14 protein-coding genes are annotated in these 17,382 nt (G+C 62.3%); 3 read left to right on the forward strand and 11 right to left on the reverse strand.

Annotated features, from left to right (window positions below):
* Nucleotides 1-28: 28 nt before the first annotated feature.
* The 6 genes from ACTNBK_RS03965 to ACTNBK_RS03990 are packed head-to-tail and all read right to left on the reverse strand — an operon-like array spanning nt 29 to nt 5,167.
* On the reverse strand, nt 29-1,057 hold the full coding sequence (locus ACTNBK_RS03965; protein WP_441143811.1) for a phage major capsid protein: 1,029 nt from the start codon (nt 1,055-1,057) through the stop codon (nt 29-31).
* Between the two features lie 22 nt (nt 1,058-1,079).
* The gene (locus ACTNBK_RS03970; RefSeq protein WP_441143813.1) at nt 1,080-1,430 is read right to left on the reverse strand and encodes a hypothetical protein; all 351 of its coding nucleotides are present in this window, start codon (nt 1,428-1,430) and stop codon (nt 1,080-1,082) included.
* A gap of 34 nt (nt 1,431-1,464) precedes the next feature.
* Nucleotides 1,465-2,397 carry a hypothetical protein gene (locus tag ACTNBK_RS03975; RefSeq protein ID WP_441143814.1) on the reverse strand — a complete coding sequence of 311 codons (933 nt, stop codon included), beginning with the start codon at nt 2,395-2,397 and terminating at the stop codon, nt 1,465-1,467.
* Nucleotides 2,398-2,411: 14 nt separating this feature from the next.
* Nucleotides 2,412-3,563 carry a serine/threonine protein phosphatase gene (locus tag ACTNBK_RS03980; RefSeq protein ID WP_441143816.1) on the reverse strand — a complete coding sequence of 384 codons (1,152 nt, stop codon included), beginning with the start codon at nt 3,561-3,563 and terminating at the stop codon, nt 2,412-2,414.
* Nucleotides 3,564-3,590: 27 nt separating this feature from the next.
* Nucleotides 3,591-4,838, reverse strand: coding sequence for a PBSX family phage terminase large subunit (locus ACTNBK_RS03985; RefSeq protein WP_441143818.1), 1,248 nt, complete (start codon nt 4,836-4,838; stop codon nt 3,591-3,593).
* The gene (locus tag ACTNBK_RS03990) at nt 4,835-5,167 is read right to left on the reverse strand and encodes an XRE family transcriptional regulator (protein WP_441143820.1); all 333 of its coding nucleotides are present in this window, start codon (nt 5,165-5,167) and stop codon (nt 4,835-4,837) included. Before ACTNBK_RS03990 ends, ACTNBK_RS03985 begins: the two co-directional genes overlap by 4 nt.
* Nucleotides 5,168-5,508: 341 nt before the next feature.
* Between ACTNBK_RS03990 and ACTNBK_RS03995 the strand changes: the two genes are divergently transcribed.
* Nucleotides 5,509-9,480 carry an S-layer homology domain-containing protein gene (locus ACTNBK_RS03995; protein WP_441143822.1) on the forward strand — a complete coding sequence of 1,324 codons (3,972 nt, stop codon included), beginning with the start codon at nt 5,509-5,511 and terminating at the stop codon, nt 9,478-9,480.
* 70 nt (nt 9,481-9,550) lie between these two features.
* Here the strand turns inward: ACTNBK_RS03995 and ACTNBK_RS04000 are convergent, their stop codons facing one another.
* The 5 genes from ACTNBK_RS04000 to ACTNBK_RS04020 all read right to left on the reverse strand — a co-directional run bounded on the left by ACTNBK_RS04000 (nt 9,551) and on the right by ACTNBK_RS04020 (nt 15,254).
* The gene (locus ACTNBK_RS04000) at nt 9,551-10,567 is read right to left on the reverse strand and encodes a hypothetical protein (protein WP_441143824.1); all 1,017 of its coding nucleotides are present in this window, start codon (nt 10,565-10,567) and stop codon (nt 9,551-9,553) included.
* 188 nt (nt 10,568-10,755) lie between these two features.
* Complete coding sequence (locus ACTNBK_RS04005) at nt 10,756-12,483, reverse strand: phospho-sugar mutase (RefSeq protein ID WP_441143826.1); 1,728 nt, start codon at nt 12,481-12,483, stop codon at nt 10,756-10,758.
* Between the two features lie 96 nt (nt 12,484-12,579).
* A complete protein-coding gene (locus tag ACTNBK_RS04010) occupies nt 12,580-13,062 on the reverse strand; it encodes a 23S rRNA (pseudouridine(1915)-N(3))-methyltransferase RlmH (protein WP_130851057.1) in 483 nt (160 codons plus the stop codon).
* Between the two features lie 10 nt (nt 13,063-13,072).
* On the reverse strand, nt 13,073-13,858 hold the full coding sequence (locus ACTNBK_RS04015) for an MBL fold metallo-hydrolase (protein ID WP_441143828.1): 786 nt from the start codon (nt 13,856-13,858) through the stop codon (nt 13,073-13,075).
* Nucleotides 13,859-13,952: 94 nt separating this feature from the next.
* The gene (locus tag ACTNBK_RS04020) at nt 13,953-15,254 is read right to left on the reverse strand and encodes a UDP-N-acetylglucosamine 1-carboxyvinyltransferase (RefSeq protein ID WP_441143830.1); all 1,302 of its coding nucleotides are present in this window, start codon (nt 15,252-15,254) and stop codon (nt 13,953-13,955) included.
* A gap of 300 nt (nt 15,255-15,554) precedes the next feature.
* On the opposite strand from ACTNBK_RS04020, the gene ACTNBK_RS04025 reads away from it, so the two are divergent.
* Nucleotides 15,555-16,091, forward strand: coding sequence for an NUDIX hydrolase (locus ACTNBK_RS04025; protein ID WP_441143832.1), 537 nt, complete (start codon nt 15,555-15,557; stop codon nt 16,089-16,091).
* A 34-nt stretch (nt 16,092-16,125) separates the two neighbouring features.
* Nucleotides 16,126-16,830: a response regulator gene (locus ACTNBK_RS04030; RefSeq protein WP_441143834.1), complete on the forward strand. Its 705-nt coding sequence runs from the start codon at nt 16,126-16,128 to the stop codon at nt 16,828-16,830.
* Nucleotides 16,831-17,382 lie beyond the last annotated feature (552 nt).

Consider the following 17,382-nt stretch of genomic DNA (forward strand, 5'->3'; position numbering starts at 1 on the left):
CTCACCTCCTCTTCTCTCACCGCCGTGCTCAGATCTCCAGTACCTTGGCGGCGTCCTGGAAGAGCTTTGCGAAGCCGGCGATGGCGGTGATAGCGGCCCGCTCCAGCTGCCGGTCGATGAGCTTATCGTACTCCACGGTGACGTCGGAGCCCTGCACCATCTCCAGGGCAAAGCGGCTGTCCAGGCCGATGAGCTTGCCGGACTCCATGGCGGAAGTCCGCAGGAGCTTGGCGCCCATGGGGGTGGCCAGCTTTCCGGTGCCCTGGAAGTTGAGGCCGGTGAGGGGATTCTGGAACTCGGGCAGCTTGAGCATGCTCACCATGACGTCGGTGGGTACCAGCAGGGTATTCATCTCGTAGGGCTCGAACTGGGCCCAGAAGTCCACCAGGGCGTCGTAGTCCAGGGTACCGGAGGAGCCGCCGATATCGCCGGAGCCCACGGAAAAGACCTCTGCGGGGTTGCCGTTGCCGTCGCCGTTTACCAGCACGTCGATGGCATCCTCCAGGAGCATGCGGTTGATGTGGGCGCCGATCTGCCGCAGGGTGACGGAGAAGAGGTCCAGCTTCTGATAGCGAATGGCCTCGTAGGAGGCCACCAGCATCCGGCCCCGCTTGTGGAGCTTGACCAGGTTCTCCTGGGTCTTGACGGTAGTGGCGGGAATGGCGGCGCCCTCCTCCACCCGGCGCAGCTCCTTTTCCTCGCCGGGGGCGGAGGTGATGGAGCGGTAGTCCAGGCCGTCAAAACGGGTGACGGCGGCGGTGATCTCGGGGAGGAGGTTGGCCTCCTCCATGCCCTGCCGGACGGAGCGGGCGATGTACTCGGGGAAGAGGACGGCGGAGTCCGAGGTGCGGAAAAACTTCTCCACCACGTCGGAGCCGGTGCCCTTCACCTTGATATCGAAGCGCTTGAGCTGCCGCTGGTAGGCGTCCAGACCCTCCAGGGCGGTGCCCCGGTAGGCCTCGCTGGGGTCACAGCTCTCCAGCACCTGGGTAAAGCTCTTCCCCGCCTCGTGGTACATCCCCTTTTCCAGCTTCAGGGCGTCGTAAGTGTAAGCCATATTCAGCATCCTCCCTTTCTTCTTAGAGCAATACCACAGCGGTCTGGGCGTCGGCGTCGGCGCTGACCACCAGATACTCCTTGCCGCCGCTGGCCGCCTTCTTCACGCCGCCGGTGCCGTCGGCGGCCAGGGCTACCCAGCCGGGGGTAACGCCGGCGTCGTTGCAGGGCACCTGGGCGAAGCCGCACACCTGGACGCTGGCTACACCGTCCCCGGTGACATCCAGAGCCAGGCCGCAGAACTTGCCGTCGGCGGAGCAGCCGTCCACGGTGTTGGCGGCGGAGAGGTTCACCATCTGACCCTTTTTGGCGTTTTCGCCGGCCAGGAAGGTAGCCACCACTGCGCCGATCTCCTCAAACGAAACCTTCTTCATTCTCTCGACCTCCATATATAAAATGTGTGGAAACTCAGATCAAAAAGGCGCCGTCCTGCCTCTCGTCGTTTCGGCGCTCCCCCCGGTAGGTGAGCTGCACCTCCACGGGGAAGCGCTGGGCCACCCTAGCCTGATAGGCCTTCTTCAGCGCCAGGAGCTCAGGCTCCTCCAGCTTGTCCACCATGGGCCGGAGGGCGGCGGCGTCCAGGCCGGTACCGGCCAGGCCGCCCAGCCGGGCCACCTCCTTCCGGAGCCCCTCCAAATAGCGCCGGCCCAGGCTGGCCTCCCGCTCCAGCTGTTCCAGGGCCTCCATGGGCCGGTCCTGTCCCGCCAGGGCCTTCCGCAGCACTCCGGCGGCCTTGGACTTTTGGAGGACGCCGGCCTCGGGCTGGGCAGGGACAGCCACGAAGGACCACTCGTAGACGTCGGTAAGCCCGGTGAGCTCTCCCCAGCACAGCTTTCCGTCGTACTCGTGTCCCTTGATGTGTCCGCAGTCCCCAGCGGCCATGTTGCCGCCGCAGATGGAGCAGACGGTCCGCTCCACGGCGCAGCCCACGGAGACCTCCTTTTTGATGCCGCCCTCGATCTCGGCGATGAGGTCGGCGTTGGCCTGGGTCCGGAGCATGTAGGCCCAGCCCTTGAGATATCGGTAGGGATCTCCCGCCTTTGTAAGGCGGCCGGGCTCAGTGACCACCTCCGCCCGGTAAATCCGTGCGGTCTGTCCCCGGGCGCTCCACTGGTGGTCGAAGATCCCGCTCTTGCCCACGAAGGCCTGTGCCAGGGCCTCCAGTGTCTCGGGGGCAAACCGCTCTCCGTCCCGGTCCACCTCGTTGTCGCACAGCCGCACCGTAAAGAGGTACACCTCGTCGGCGGTAAGCTGTTTCCGGCTGAACCGGTGGATGAGGGCCAGCTCGGCCTCATCGGCGACCTGACCGGCATCCACACCGGCGGCTTTCTTTACCTCCAAATCCATCCCTCCAATCACTTCTCTCCGTCGTTCTGTATGGCCAGAGCCCTGGCCTGCTCCCGGTAGAGGTCGGCCTTGGCCTCCTCCACCTCATCCTGCAGGTTGATGTCCTCCCACTCGATGCGGACGTCGGTACCGAAGCCGTGGACGGCCAGCCACAGCCGGCAGATCCGCCGGACCACCGGCTCCAGGGAGCGGCGGATGGCGGTGATCTCACTGGTCATCATGTCGGCCTGCTGGGTGCTCATCCGCTCGGTGGAGGACCAGGACAGGCCCAGCAGGAAGGGTGGAATGCCTGTCCTGGCCACCAGCTGCTCTAAAATCTGCCGCACGGGCACCTGGCTGTCCAGGATCTGGTTGTCGGCGCCAATGACCTTGATGTCCACGTCGCCCACGGCCACGAAGTCCCGAACGCTACCGTCCCGGCCGGCCTGCATGGCGGCGGACCACTCCCGTGCCAGGGCGGCGCACCGCTCCTGGGCGCTGGCGCCGTCCAATCCCTGTTCGGGCTTGTTGATGACGGCGAAGCGCAGGTTGCCCACCCGCTCCCAGTTCATGCCCACCGCCTGATAGATCTTTAGGAGGATCTCGGTGAGGAAGGGCATGGACCGCAGGAGGGACACGCCGTAGGGGCAGTCGGCCTGGGGCTGGAAGGGGGTGAAGAGGAGCAGGTCCGGGTAGGGCAGGGGTTTGATCTGCCCGCTCTCATCCCGGGCGCACAGCTGAAAGTCCAGGGGGGAGTCTCCCTCCCGGATCTCCAGGAAGGCGGGGTCGCCGCACAGTAGGGCGGCGATCTCTCTACCCTCCCGGTCCAGCACCAGCTCTCCCACGGCCCGGCCGCAGGTGAGCATGGTATCCAGATAGCAGTCCAGGAAGGACTGGAGTCCCCGCTGTCCCCTGCCGGTGTCCACCTCCGTGAGGAAACGCTCCAGCCCCGCCTGGGCGGCGGTGTGGTCGCAGACCACCGTCAGTCCGCCCACCAGCCGGATGAGCTTGGAGAGGGCGGCGTCCACGATGGGGACGGCCTCCCGCACAGCCCGGTAGAGGGGGATCTGGGCGGTGTCCAGGGGGACGTATCGGTCCAGCACCCCAAAGGGGTGCCGCCCGCCGCCCCGGAGCTGGGCGGCGGCGGTGGCGATGGCGGGCGGTTTCTTTTCAAAGCGCAATGGCAAACCCTCCTTTGTCGGTCGTTCTCAAAAGCGTCCCCGCTCCACGAAGCCCACGGCGGCGGCGGTATGTGTCTCGGCGGCCAGGTCGGCGGCGAAGTAGCGCATATCGTCCATGGCGTGGTCAAACTCCTTCCGCACCCGGTCGGTACCGGCCTTCTGGTCCCATCGGTAGAGGCCGAATTCCCGGAGGATGTCGGGGCAGTCCTCACAGATGACGATGCGCCTTTGGCGCAGCAGCTCGGCGGTAGTGCGGATACCGGAGAGGACGTCATTTTTGGCCTTGACCACGGGGAAGCCCTCCCGGCGGAGGGCCTCCAGGAAGCTGGCTGCGGAGGGGTCCACGATGACCCGCTGGAGCTTCCGCCCTCCGGCCAGCCGCCGGAGATCCCGGACGTACTCACCGTCGGTGCGCTGGCAGCCCTCCTTTTTGGAGTCAAAGTAGAACTCCCGCACCCGGTACCAGACTCCGTTTTGTTTACCCCACAGACCGAAGGAGGCGGGGTTGACGGTGCCGTAGTCGCAGGAGACCCGCCATGCCTCCATGGGCTCCGCGGGGGAGCTCTGAACATAGTCGGGGCCGAAGAAGTCGTAGACCAGCCCCTCGGGTGTGGTCCACTCCCCCAGGACGAAGCGGCGGTAGAAGCTGCCCCGGAACTGCCGCTGGTAGCGCAGGATGGTCTCCCTGGAGAGGGAGGGGTTGTCCCACATTGTAAAGTGGAGGTAGAGGGCTCTCTTTTCCTCCCTGCGGGCGATCCACTCCCGGAAGAACCAGTGTCCCGGACCCTCGGGGTTGCAGGAAAACCACACTTTACTTCTCTCCACGGAGCACCTTGCCACAGCCTGCTCCACGAAGGAGCGGGGCATGAGGGCCACCTCGTCCAGGAGGACGCCGGCCAGGGTGACGCCCTGGATGGCGGCGGCGCTGGCCTCGTCCTTGCCGCCGAAGAGGTAGAAGGTATTTTCCCTTCCGGCGAAGCGGACGGTGAGCAGGTTGCGGGAGAGCCGCTCCTCCAGCTCGAAGCCCAGTTCCTCCAGGAGGGGCCGGACCGGGGCCAGGAGGTTCCGCCGCACGCTGCCCATGGAGCGCCCGCACAGGGCGAACTGCCGTTTCTGGAAGGAGGCCATGGCCCAGCAAAAGAAGCTCAGGCCCATGCACATGGTTTTGCCGCTGCGGACGGCGCCGTCGCAGATGACGGCCTCCCGACCCCGGGTCCTGGGGTCACACCACCAGGTGAGGACCTGCTTTTGTTTTGGGGAAAATCCCCGGATCACTTGATCTCCTCCTGTTCTCCGTCCTGGCCGCCGTCCCGGCCCCGTGCGGAGCTCTCCAGGGCGCGGAAGAAGTGTTCGGCGCCGTCGCCGCCCTTGTGAGCGATCTCGCAGAGCTTTTCCAGGGCCAGGACCTTGTCGATGAGCTTGATCTCCACGGCGCCGTTACCATGTCGTTTGAGCTCGGTCAGGGCCCGCAGATCCATCTGGTCGATCTCTTCGATCCGCTCCTCGGTCAGGAAGGCCAGTTTGACGGCGTCGTTGGCTTTTTGGTCAGCCAGTCGTTCCAGCCTTCGGAGCACATCGTCTCTCCATTGCCTTTCGTTTTTCACCGGCACCCTCCTCTCAACCTACCTGAAAACACCCCCAAAAGTTGCACGCTTGCGTACACCAATGAGGAAAAAATTTTTGCGATGCTACCAAAATGCTACCAAAAAACCGACTCAAACCCTTGGGGCGCAAGGGATTCAAAAAACGGCTGAAATAAAATGCTACCAAGATGCTACCAAGGGAACTTTTTTCATCAAAACGGGCAGTCTTTTCCACATTTTGTGGAAAAGACTGCCCGTTTTTTGCAGTGTAAGGGGCGTTATACTTGGCTAATGCCCGAAAAAGTTCGGATTCTTAGCTAAAATACTCCATTTACCCCAAATTTTAGAAGGAGGAATTCCGAATGAGAAACCTCAAGCGGGCTCTCAGCCTGGCTCTGGCTTTCGTCATGGTCATGTCCATGATGGTCGTTGGCGCCGGCGCTGTGAGCATTGACGACTTCTCCGACAAGGACCAGATCGTCAACACTGAGGCCGTGATGACCATGGTATCCCTGGGCGTCATCAACGGCAAGGACGACGGGTCCTATGATCCCTCCGGGATCGTGACCCGTGCTGAGATGGCGAAGCTGATCGCCGTCACCCTGAATGGCGGCAAGGACCCCACCCTGGGCTCCATCACCGCCAACTTCACCGATACCAAGGGCCACTGGGCTGAGTCCTACATCGCCTACGTTGCCAGCCTGGGTATCATCGACGGCCGCGGCGACGGCACCTTCGGTCCCAACGACCAGGTCACCGGCGCTCAGGCTGCCAAGATGATCCTCACCATGCTGGGCTACCGCAGCGACATCGAGGGCTTCACCGGCGCCAACTGGGCCATCAATGTCCAGACCAAGGGCAACGACATTGACCTGTTCGCCGACATGAAGATCAACCCCGATGAGGGCCTGACCCGTGACGACACCGCCCAGATGCTGTACAACGGCGTCCAGTCCTGGATGGTCGAGTACCGCAACCTGGAGGGCAGCTACGACGGCGTCGTGTATCCCCAGCCCCTGAACAAGACCAAGGAGGACTCCACCGTTCTCGTTGAGAAGTTCAAGGTGGACAAGGTCGAGGGCGTTGTTGAGGCCACCAGCCTCATCTCTCTGGACGGCACCACCACCGTGGCTGGCAAGACTCGTCTGACCAACGTGTCCATCAATGGCGGCGACGTCATTATGACCGGCAGCCCCGCTGCTCCTGCCGACCGGACCTTCCCTGTGGACATTGACAGCTCCCTGCTGGGCCAGAAGGTCGTCCTGTATGTTCAGGGCCTGAACGATCTGGCTCCTAACGCCGCTTCCTCCAAGGTCATCGGCACTCCCATCGTGTCTCAGGACAACACCGTGGTCACTACCACCGGTCGTCTGGCCAAGGCCTCCGATGTGAAGGACGCCCTGAAGGGTTCCGGCATTGCTGTTAAAGATCTGGAAGTGAACGCTTCTGGCGTTGTCACTGGCGGCGGTGCTGCTGGTGTGACCATCACTGAGGATGATACCGCCAAGGCTGGCTTTGGTTATACTGGTACCCAGGGTATGCCCGGCGTGACCCAGACCTTCATCGACAACAACGCTGATGGTACTGTTGATTACATCATCGCCAAGAACCCCGCTCTGGCCAAGATCAACACCTACAGCGAGTCCAACGAGAAGCTGAATATCTCCGGCATTGGCTCTGTTGACTTCGTCGACGTGCTGAATCCTAAGGATGTGGCTCAGGGCGACTATGTCCTGGTCTACAACTACGACGACACCTACGTGCTGGAGAAGGCTACCACCGTGTCCGGCACCGTGTCCGCCTATACCGACAACGCCACCTATGCCCAGCTGAGCAAGATCACCATTGACGACGTCAAGTATGGCCAGGGCTCCGGCAAGAACCTGGCTCCCGACGTGCAGTATCTGGATTCCACTGCTCCCGCCGCTCTGGCTACCACCATGCAGGAGATGGTGGACGGCGCCTACACCCTGTACCTGGATCCCAACGGCAACATCCTGGGCTATGTTGAGGACGAGGGCGTCATCGGCAACTACGCCGTGATCACCGGCGTCAACTCCACCGGCAGCATCTCCGGCTTCTGGGCTGCTGAGGTCAAGGTCATCCTGGCCGACGGCTCCACCGGCAAGTACGACGTGAACCTGCTGGCTTCCGCCAACAAGTTCGGCAAGACCGGTTCCACCTCCGTCAAGGAGAAGGCCATGTACGACACCGTGATGGCTATGGCCGGCACCCCCACTCTGGTGAGCTATGCTCTGGACGGCAACACCATCACCCTGATCAATCCTGATGCCAGCACCCAGAACTATCACAACGCTTACAACACCACTTCCATGACCCTGCGCAACAGCCTGTCCAAGTATGACTTCCTGAAGCAGACTGATAACAGCGCTGTCAGCCTGATGGCCGACAACAAGACTGTCTTCTTCGTGAAGGACAAGGACGGCAATTACAGCGTGGTCAACGGCCTGAACAACCTGCGTGCCAATGATCTGACCACCAAGGGCACCAGCCAGGCCATCTACTATCAGCCCGCCGGCTCCACCGCTGCTGCCAAGGCCATCTATGTTGAGGTGACTGATTCCTACACCTCCAACTCCAACTACGCCTTCGTGTACAGCAACTACAGCTCCAAGACTGTGAACGGCGAGACCATCTACACCTACCCTGTGGTTCTGGAGAACGGCGAGATCAGCACCGTCAGCTCCAAGACCGACAAGGGCGCAAGCAAGTCCAACGTCCACGAGTATCAGATGAGCGGCGAGTATGTCACCTTTGACAACCAGACCACCTACCTGGACAATGGCCTGCAGGTTACCGCTGTGGGCAACGGCAGCATCTCCGTGGCCGATGCCGACAACAACACCGCCCGCGTGAACAGCTATGCCGTTCTGTCCAACGCCAAGATCTGGAACGTGGAGGACGTGGACGCCGAGGACGCCAAGAGCGTGTTCGAGACCAGCTTCCAGAAGCTGGACAAGGTCGCCCTGGTGTTCGACTCCGACAAGAACGTGAAGGCCGCCTTCGTCTATGACCGTGTGGACGGCGACCTGACCGCTGCTCCTACCTCCGCTACTCTGACCGTCACTGGCGGCAGCCTGGTGGATGATAAGGGCAACCCCGTTACTTTTGATGCCAACGGTGGTACCGCTAACTGGATCAATGCTGCCAGCAGCAACACTCTGCAGCTGGCTGTCACTCTGAACAGCACCTATAAGGCAAATCAGAAAATTGAGGTTTCCATTATTGAGACCGGTACCGGCAGCAAGGCTACTGTTGCCAATCCTGGTAAGGGTATGGATCTGGCCACCACTACTGTCTACACCGCTGGCGCTCTGGAGAATGGCGGTGTGGTCACCGTGAAGGTGAACATCTCCGAGGACGGCAAGGCTACCCGCGTGATCACCTATGTGGTCAATGTTTACAACGTCTCTGCCGAGCCCACCACCGCCAACGTTGAGGCTCCTACCAAGGGCGCCGTGGATACCGCTTACAACGCCAAGACTGTCAACCTGACCGCCGACGATGCCAAGACCGAGTGGAAGATCACCGGCTCTGAGACCGGCACCAAGGTTCAGCTGGGCCTGGTTTCCACCGGCACCTCTGAGGTTACCGACGTTGAGGTCACTGGCACTCTGGATGCCGACAATGCCCGGAAGGTTGTGTTCCGCAACGACGGCACTCTGGCTGACGTGTACGTGGCTACCGCAAACGGCGAGGCCGGCACTTTGACCCTGACCGTCACCACCACTGATGGCGCCAAGGTTCCTGTGGAGACCAAGTACACCTTTGTAATCGGGGCTGCTGCCACCTATACCCTGACCATCCCCGGTAAGCCCTCTGAGACTCACCTGGCTGGTGAGACTGTCAACCTGACTAGCAAGGGCCTGACCGGCACCTGTGTCCGCATCAATGGCGCCACTCCCGTGGCCATCTCCAGCCTGAGCAGCTGGACCATGCCTGCCCAGGACGTGGTTCTGGATGATGGTTACTATGCCATTACCGATCGTTCCTCTGCTGAGGTGAACGGCAGTGGTGTGAGTGTGGCTGTGACCGCAGACAAGGACCACGTGAAGTCTGGTGACACTGTTACCTACACTGTGACTGTGAATGGTACTGCCACCAAGTCTGGTGACATTACTCTTGACAAGCTGGGCGGTCTTCCTGGTCTTGCCACCAAGGTTGATGGCACCAACTGCTCCATGACTGGTCTGGTGATCACCATTACCGCTGGATCCAGCACTTCGACTAGCGGTACCTTCACCATCACCGGCACTGTGACTGCTACTGCTGATGCTGATGTTTCTCCCACGCTGACTGATTCTCTTACCTAAATTGTAGCATACTACGGCATCAATTAGCACAAAGACCCGAGCCAAATGGCTCGGGTCTTTATTATTCTACTTATAGCAGTAAAATACCGTAGTCATACACCTGCATGGCATCGCTTTCCCCAAGCTGGAGATTCAGGGAAAAAGCGAGTGTTTCCGATTGCGGGGCGTTCGGGAGATAAAATTCCCGTTCCACACAGGCGTTCCCGGCTGCGTTAACCGTGGTTCGGCTGCCCACAGCGGGAAGGGGCGTCTCCGCTCCGTCCTGGTCCCGGACTGTAAGCGCCACCTGCCCGCCCATGTGGCGTACCCACGCCCGGCAGGACTGACGGACGGGTAATGTCAGCGCCGGGGTAGTGATCGTACCCGTTTCTCCATACAGCGGGGTGATCAGCAGAGTACCGCCCAGGTCGGTTGTGCCGCCGGCGCTGGGAAAGACCATACAGGAGTTGGCGCTGAACGACAGGCTCACCGTTACAGAATCCCCCGGGCACAGCATCACCGGAGAAGAAAAAAGTACGGTCTGTTCCAACGGGGTTCCTTGAAAAACAAGGGAAGATTGTCCGCTCGCCGCCTCCACATTGTTGATGTCCACCTGGTAATTGGTCTTTGCGGAATCTTGTTCTACATATTGTACCTGAGTCTTGACCTTGATCCCGGTGAGCAGGGCATACCCCAGGCTGCTACGGACAGGTGTTTTTCGTATATTAGACAGGAAGAGTGGCTGCGCTCCATAACCCAGACTGATGCTATTTTGTGCCGTCCGCCCCAGACCTACTTCACGATCCAAAAAAGCCAGACTATTTGACGCCTCTGCCACCAGGTTCTTGTCCTGAAAACCGTCAAAAACCAGGGCCTTTTTCCAACCTGTGACCTTACCGTCATAGTGGCTCTGGAGCATCAGATTGTAGACATCGTGTCCCACCACCGCCAGCCGCTCTGTGCTCCGCGCCTCCGCCGCCGCGATCTCCCCCTCCGCCGCCTTCAGCGCCGTGTCCAGTTTGGAAAAGTCCTCATTGAAATCCGTCCGCAGGAACTTGTCCTCCGGGGCCCACTGGTGGAGCCCGTAGTTCGGTGTGTATGTTGCCATAATTGCATCCCTCCTCAACCATAGTTGTACCAGCCGGTAAAGTTGTACTTTTTGGAAGATAAAGGAAACTCTGCTGCTGTTTTACGGGGAGCAGTCCCATAACCGGGATCTACAGAACGAAAAAAGGCAAAAACTGCCCCGCCATCTCCCGTAGGAGACAGCGGGGCTGTCGTCGTTTTGGTCTGTGCTCAGCCCTTGAGGGACTCCGCCCAGACGGCGTACTTGGCCACCTTCTCGTCGCACTCGGCCTGGGTCGCGCCGTTGGCCAGGATGTAGACCTTGACCTTGGGCTCGGTGCCGGAGGGCCGGACGATGAGGCTGGTGCCGTCGGCCATCTCATAGCGCAGCACGTTGGAGCCGGAGAGCTCCATGGCGGACTTGGCGCCGTCGGAGACGTTGACCACGGAGCCGTCCTTGTAGTCCTTCTGCTGGAGGACCGCCACACCGGAGATCTCCACCGGGGGGTGCTCCCGCAGGCCGGCCATCAGGTCGGCCATCTTTTTGAGGCCGTCCAGACCGGGCATGACCAGGTTGAGGGTCTTTTCAGCGTAGAAGCCGTACTTCTCATAGCACTTCTGGAGGGCGTCGTACAGGGTCATGCCCTGCCCGGCGTACCAGGCCGCCATCTCGGTGAGGCACAGAGCGGCGGTCACCGCGTCCTTGTCCCGGACGTAGTCGCCCAGCATGTAGCCGTAGCTCTCCTCGTAGGCGAAGATCACCTTGCCCTCGCCGGCGTTCTCCAGCTTGTCCTTCTTCTCGGCCAGGAACTTGAAGCCGGTGAAGGTGTCATAGCACTGGAGGCCGTTGGTCTCGGCCACCTTCCGGGCCATCTCGGTGGTGACGATGGTCTTGAGGGCCACCGGCTTTTCCGGCATCTTGCCGGTGCGCTTCTTGGCCCCGATGAGGTAGTCCAGCAGCAGCACGCCGGTCTGGTTACCGGTGATGGTGACATACTCGCCCTTGTCGTTCTTCACCATGATGCCCACACGGTCGGCGTCGGGGTCGGAGCCCAGGATGAAGTCGGCGCCCTCCTTCTTAGCCAGGTCCACCGCCAGGTAGAAGCCCTCGGGGTTCTCCGGGTTGGGGGAGACCACGGTGGGGAAGTTGCCGTCCACCACCATCTGCTCGGGCACACAGATGACGTGCTTCATGCCCAAGCGCTTGAGCACCTCGGGGATGAGCTTGTAGCCGGTGCCGTGGAAGGGGGTATAGATCATCTTGAAGGTATCGGCCACCTTCTCCACCGCCGCCTTGTCGTTGACCTGGCCCATGACGTTGGCCAAAAACTTCTCGTCGGTCTCCGCCCCCATGAGGGTGATGAGGCCGGCCTTCACCGCCTCGTCATAGTCCATGCGGACGATGGAGTCGAAGAGGTCCAGCTCGGCCATCTTTTTGGCGATGGCGTCGGCGTGGTGGGGGGGCAGCTGGGCGCCGTCCTGCCAGTAGACCTTGTAGCCGTTGTACTCCTTGGGGTTGTGGCTGGCGGTGACGTTGACGCCGGCGATGCAGTGGTACTCCCGGACGGCGAAAGACACCTCGGGGGTGGGACGCAGGGACTCGAAGAGCCGGACCTTGATGCCGTTGCCCGCCATGACGCAGGCCGTCTCCCGGGCGAACTCGGCGGAATGGTTGCGGCAGTCGAAGCAGACGGCCACACCCCGCTCCATGGCCTCCTTCCCCTCGGCCTTGATGACCTCGGCGAAGGCCTGGGTGGCGTGGCGGATCACATGGACGTTCATCTGGTGCAGACCCACGCACATGGTGCCCCGGAGTCCGGCGGTGCCGAACTCCAGCGGGGCGAAGAAACGGCTCTCGATCTCCTTTTCGTCGCCGGAAATATTCTCCAGCTCGGCCTTCTCCTCGGGAGACAGGGCGGGGCTGTGGAGCCACTTTTCATATGTATCTCGGTAGGACATTGGAAGGACCTCCCATCATCTTTGTTGTCAAAATTATAGCACAATCTCCGGGTAGACTACAATGGTTATTTGTTGAAAACTGACAGAGAAACGGCTTCACTTGTGGTAATCGGAGCCCTCGTTGATCTTGAAGGCCCGGTAGACCTGCTCCAGCAGCATGACCCGGGCTAGGTGGTGGGGGAAGGTCATGGGGGACATGGACAGCTTCACCCAGGCCTGGGCCTTCAGGGAGGGGTGGAGGCCGTAGGAGCTGCCGATGAGAAAGACCAGATGCTTGGCGCTGCTCAGGCTCCAGTCGGATACCAGCTTGGCCAGGTCCTCGCTGGAGCACAGCTTCCCCTCCACGCACAGGGCCACCAGGCTGGAGTTGGGGGGCAGCTTGGCACGGACGGCGGCGGCCTCCTTCTCCAAGGCGGCGTCGATCTGGGCCCGGGAGGGCGACTTGGGCAGCCGCTCCTCGGGGAGCTCTGTCAGGGTGAGGCGGCAGTAGCCCCCCAGCCGCTTGACGTACTCCGCCGCCGCCTCGGTATAGAATTTCTCCTTCAGCTTCCCCACACAGAGGATGTGAACGTCCAGCATAGCGGCCTCCTTATACGGTGTAGACGGGTCCGGTCTGGTCCCGGGGGGCCACCGCCAGGGTGAGGCCCGGCTCCCGGGCGCCGTGGTCGCTCAGAATGGCGCTGACGGCATCAAAGGCCCGCTGGGGGGTGTTGTTCTCCCTGGACAGGTGGGCCAGCACCACGGCCCGGGCGCCTCCGTCCACGGCGGAGAGGGCCAGGGCGCCTCCGTCCTCGTTGGACAGGTGGCCCTTTTCCCCCAGGATGCGGGCCTGGAGGTAGTAGGGGTAGCGTCCGGAGCGGACCCAGTCGGGGTCGTGATTGGCCTCCACCAGCACCAGCTGGGCCCCCGCCATGCCGTCCCGGACGGCCTGGGTCACCACCCCCAGGTCAGTGACCAGGGCGGCCTTCCGGTCCCCGCTGGAGACGGCGAAGCCCATGGGCTCGGCGGCATCGTGGGAGATGGGAAAGGTCTCCACGTCCAGGCCCCCCACGGTGAAGCTGCTCCCCGGGGCGCAGGTCCGGACCACGTCCTCCAGGGCGGCGATGCGGTAGCACAGCTGCCGGGCGGTGCCGGGGCTGGTGTAGACCGGCAGGCGGAACCGCTTATGTAGGGTGGCAAGGCCGGAGATGTGGTCGGCGTGCTCATGGGTGATGAGGACCCCGGCCAGAGATTCCGGCGGGATGTTCAGCCCGGCCAGGGCGGTGCAGATCCGGCGGCAGGAGATGCCCGCGTCCAGCAGCAGATGGGTCTCCCCGTCGGAGAGGAGGGCGCAGTTGCCGGAGGAGCCGCTGGCCAGTGTGGTCAATGTCAGCAATGGTAATCGCTCCCAGTGTTCATGTCAGTATGCTTGCAAATGTGCAAAAAACATGGGCGGCAGGTCCTGAAACCGCCGCCCTCATGTTACATTCTCAGCCCACGGAGGCCTGGGCCTTCTCCTCGTCGGGGGTGACCACCACGCGGATGTCGGCCCCCACGCCGGAGAGCTTGCGGACGATGTCCTCATAGCCCCGCTCGATATAGTGGATGCAGTCCACCTCGGTGGTGCCCTCGGCGGCCAGACCGGCGATGACCATGGCGGCGCCGGCCCGGAGGTCACAGGCCTGCACCGGGGCGCCGGTGAGCTTGTCCACCCCTTCAATGACGGCGATCTTGCCGTCCACCTGTACCTTGGCCCCCATGCGGCGGATCTCGTCCACATAGCGGTAGCGGCTGTCCCAGACGCCCTCGGTGATGACGCTGGTGCCCTCCGCCAGGCACAGGGCCACGGCGATCTGGGGCTGCATGTCGGTGGGGAAGCCGGGGTAGGGCAGTGTCTTTACGTTGGTGCGGGTGAGCCGGCGGTTGGGGTCCCGGCGGACCAGTACGGAGTCGTCGGACTCCTCCACCTCCACCCCCATCTCCACCAGCTTGGCGGTGATGCAGTCCAGGTGCTTGGGGATCACGTTCTTGATGCGGACCTCGCCGCCGGCGGCGGCTACGGCGGCCATATAGGTGCCCGCCTCGATCTGGTCGGGAATGATGGAGTAGGTGCCGCCGCTCAGACGGTCCACGCCCCGGATCTTGATGACGTCGGTGCCGGCCCCCATAATGTCGGCCCCCATAGAGTTGAGGAAGTTGGCCAGATCCACGATGTGGGGCTCCTTGGCGGCGTTTTCAATGATGGTCATACCTTTGGCCAGCACGGCGGCCAGCATGATGTTCATGGTGGCCCCCACGGAGACGATGTCCAGGTAGACCTGCCCCCCCTGGAGGCGGCCCCCCTGGGCCCTGGCGTTGATATAGCCGCCGCTCACGTCCACGTCGGCCCCCATGGCCACAAAGCCCTTGATGTGCTGGTCGATGGGGCGGGCCCCCAGGTGGCAGCCTCCCGGAGGCGGCACCTGGGAGAAGCCGAACCGGCCCAGCAGGGCGCCGATGAGATAATAGGAGGCCCGGATCTGCCGGGCCATCCCGTCGGGTACCTTGGCGTTGCGGATGTGGGTGCAGTCGATGTCCACCGTGGTCCGGTCCACGGTGCGCACATCGGCGCCCAACTCCTGGAGGATCTTCAAAAGAAGGGTCACGTCGCTGATCTGGGGGATGTTCTCGATCCGGCACACGCCGTCCACCAGCAGGGCGGCGGGAATGATGGCCACCGCGGCGTTTTTGGCGCCGCTGATCTCGATCTCTCCGTACAGCGGTCTGCCCCCGTGAATCACATACTTCGTCAAAACCGCACCTTCTATTCTCCCGCACCCTCCGGCTCGCCGAAGGGGCGCGTCAAGGGCCGGGAAATGGTCCCAGGCCCGGTAAATGTTTCTTTTACAGGCGGACGCCCACAGGTGCCCGCTCCGATGCGATGATATTATACCATCCCTAGTATGTAAAAGCAAAAGAAATTTTACACGAATGTTACGGCTTTCTCCACTGGAAATCTTTTCTTTTGCCGGTGTGTCTGAGACTGCCGGTGATTGCAGTCCACAGCAAACCGTGGTATACTGATTTTGATTCTGCAAACAGGAGCGGTGGACATGGAAATGTATGAAAAAACGGTATCCAGCAAGCCGATCTTTAAAGGCGTCATCGTGGACCTGAGGGTGGATCGGGTGACCCTGCCCAACGGCGCTGAGTCAAGCCGTGAGGTGGTCTCCCATCCGGGCGGCGTGTGCGTGGTGCCCTACCACGACAACGGCACCGTCACCGTGGTGCGGCAGTTCCGCTACCCCTTCGGCAAGGTCATCACCGAGCTGCCTGCCGGCAAGCTGGAGCGCGGGGAGGACCACCGCCTGGCCGGCATCCGCGAGCTGGAGGAGGAGACCGGTCTCACCGCCGATTCCTTTGAATATCTAGGCGGACTGCTGTCCTCGCCGGGCTTTTCCGACGAGGTGATTCACCTCTATCTGGCCCGGGGGCTCCACCAGGGACCCTGCCACCCCGACCCCGACGAGTTTCTGGAATTGGACCGGGTGCCCTTTGAATCGCTGTTGGAGCAGGCCATGGACGGCCGGCTCCAGGACGCCAAGACCGTGGCCGGGCTGCTCAAGACCAAAGTGCTGCTGGGCCTGTGACCGACACCGACATGGACAAGCTGGGAGGCGTAAAATGGGAAAGACCATTCTGATCGTGGAGGACGAGAAGAACATCGTCGACATTCTCAATTATAACCTGACCAAAGAGGGCTATACCGCCCTGGAGGCCTACGACGGGGAGGCCGGGCTGCAGCTGGCTCTGGAGCAGGACCCCGACCTCATCCTGCTGGACCTGATGCTGCCCAAGAAGAACGGCTTCGACGTCTGTCGGGAGATCCGGCAGGCGGGGCGCACCACCCCCATCCTCATGCTCACCGCCCGTGAGGAGGAGACCGACAAGGTCCTGGGCCTGGAGCTGGGGGCCGACGACTATATCACAAAGCCTTTCTCCATGCGGGAGCTCATGGCCCGGGTGAAGGCCAACATCCGACGCAGCAACATGGTCCCGGCGGAGCCCTCTGCCAAGCCGGCTGCCGGCCGTCTGGAGCTGGGGCGCATCACCATCGACACCGACCTGCTCATGGCCTATAAGGACGGCGCCCCTCTGGACCTGACCCAGCGGGAGTATGAGCTGCTGAAGTTCCTGGCCTCCAATCCGGGGAAGGTCTTCTCCCGGGAGGCCCTCATGGAGAACGTGTGGAACTACGAGGGCTACGTGGGCGACGTCCGGGCGGTGGATGTGGCCGTCCGCCGCCTGCGCGAAAAAGTGGAGGACGACCCGGCGAGTCCCCAGTTTGTGGTGACCCGCCGCGGCCTGGGTTATCTCTTCAACGCCTGAATTCTCAAACTGCTCGGGCCGGGCCGTCCACCACCGGGCCCCATCGCAGATGGGACCGCCGTCAGGCGGTACAGGGTGCCTGCGGCACTCTGGCGCAGGGGCAATTCACTTGCCCTGAGCATGTGAAGTCATCTGTGGGGTCCCCGTGGGGCGGAAGCCCCATGGGGAATGGACGACCCGGCGAGTCCCCAGTTTGTGGTGACCAGGCGTGGTTTGGGCTACCTCTTCAACGCCTGAACCCCTAAACCGCTCGGGCCGGGTCGGCCTCCACAGGGCCCCATCGCAGATGGGACCGCCGTCAGGCGGTACAGGGTGCCTACGGCACCTTGGCGCAGGGGCAATTCATTTGCCCTGAGCATGTCAAGTCCTCTGCGGGGTCCCCGTGCGGCGGGAGCCGCATGGGGAGATGGACGACCCGGCAAGTCCCCAGTTTGTGGTGACCCGCCGCGGCCTGGGTTATCTCTTCAACGCCTGAGCATCTCCCACGCCCCAATCACGCCTGAGAAAGGAGGTCCGCTCCCATGTTTCGCTCTCTCCATATGAAGCTGGTGC

The sequence above is a fragment of the Intestinimonas sp. HCP28S3_D6 genome (assembly GCF_052065695.1).
GTDB lineage: Bacteria > Bacillota > Clostridia > Oscillospirales > Oscillospiraceae > Intestinimonas.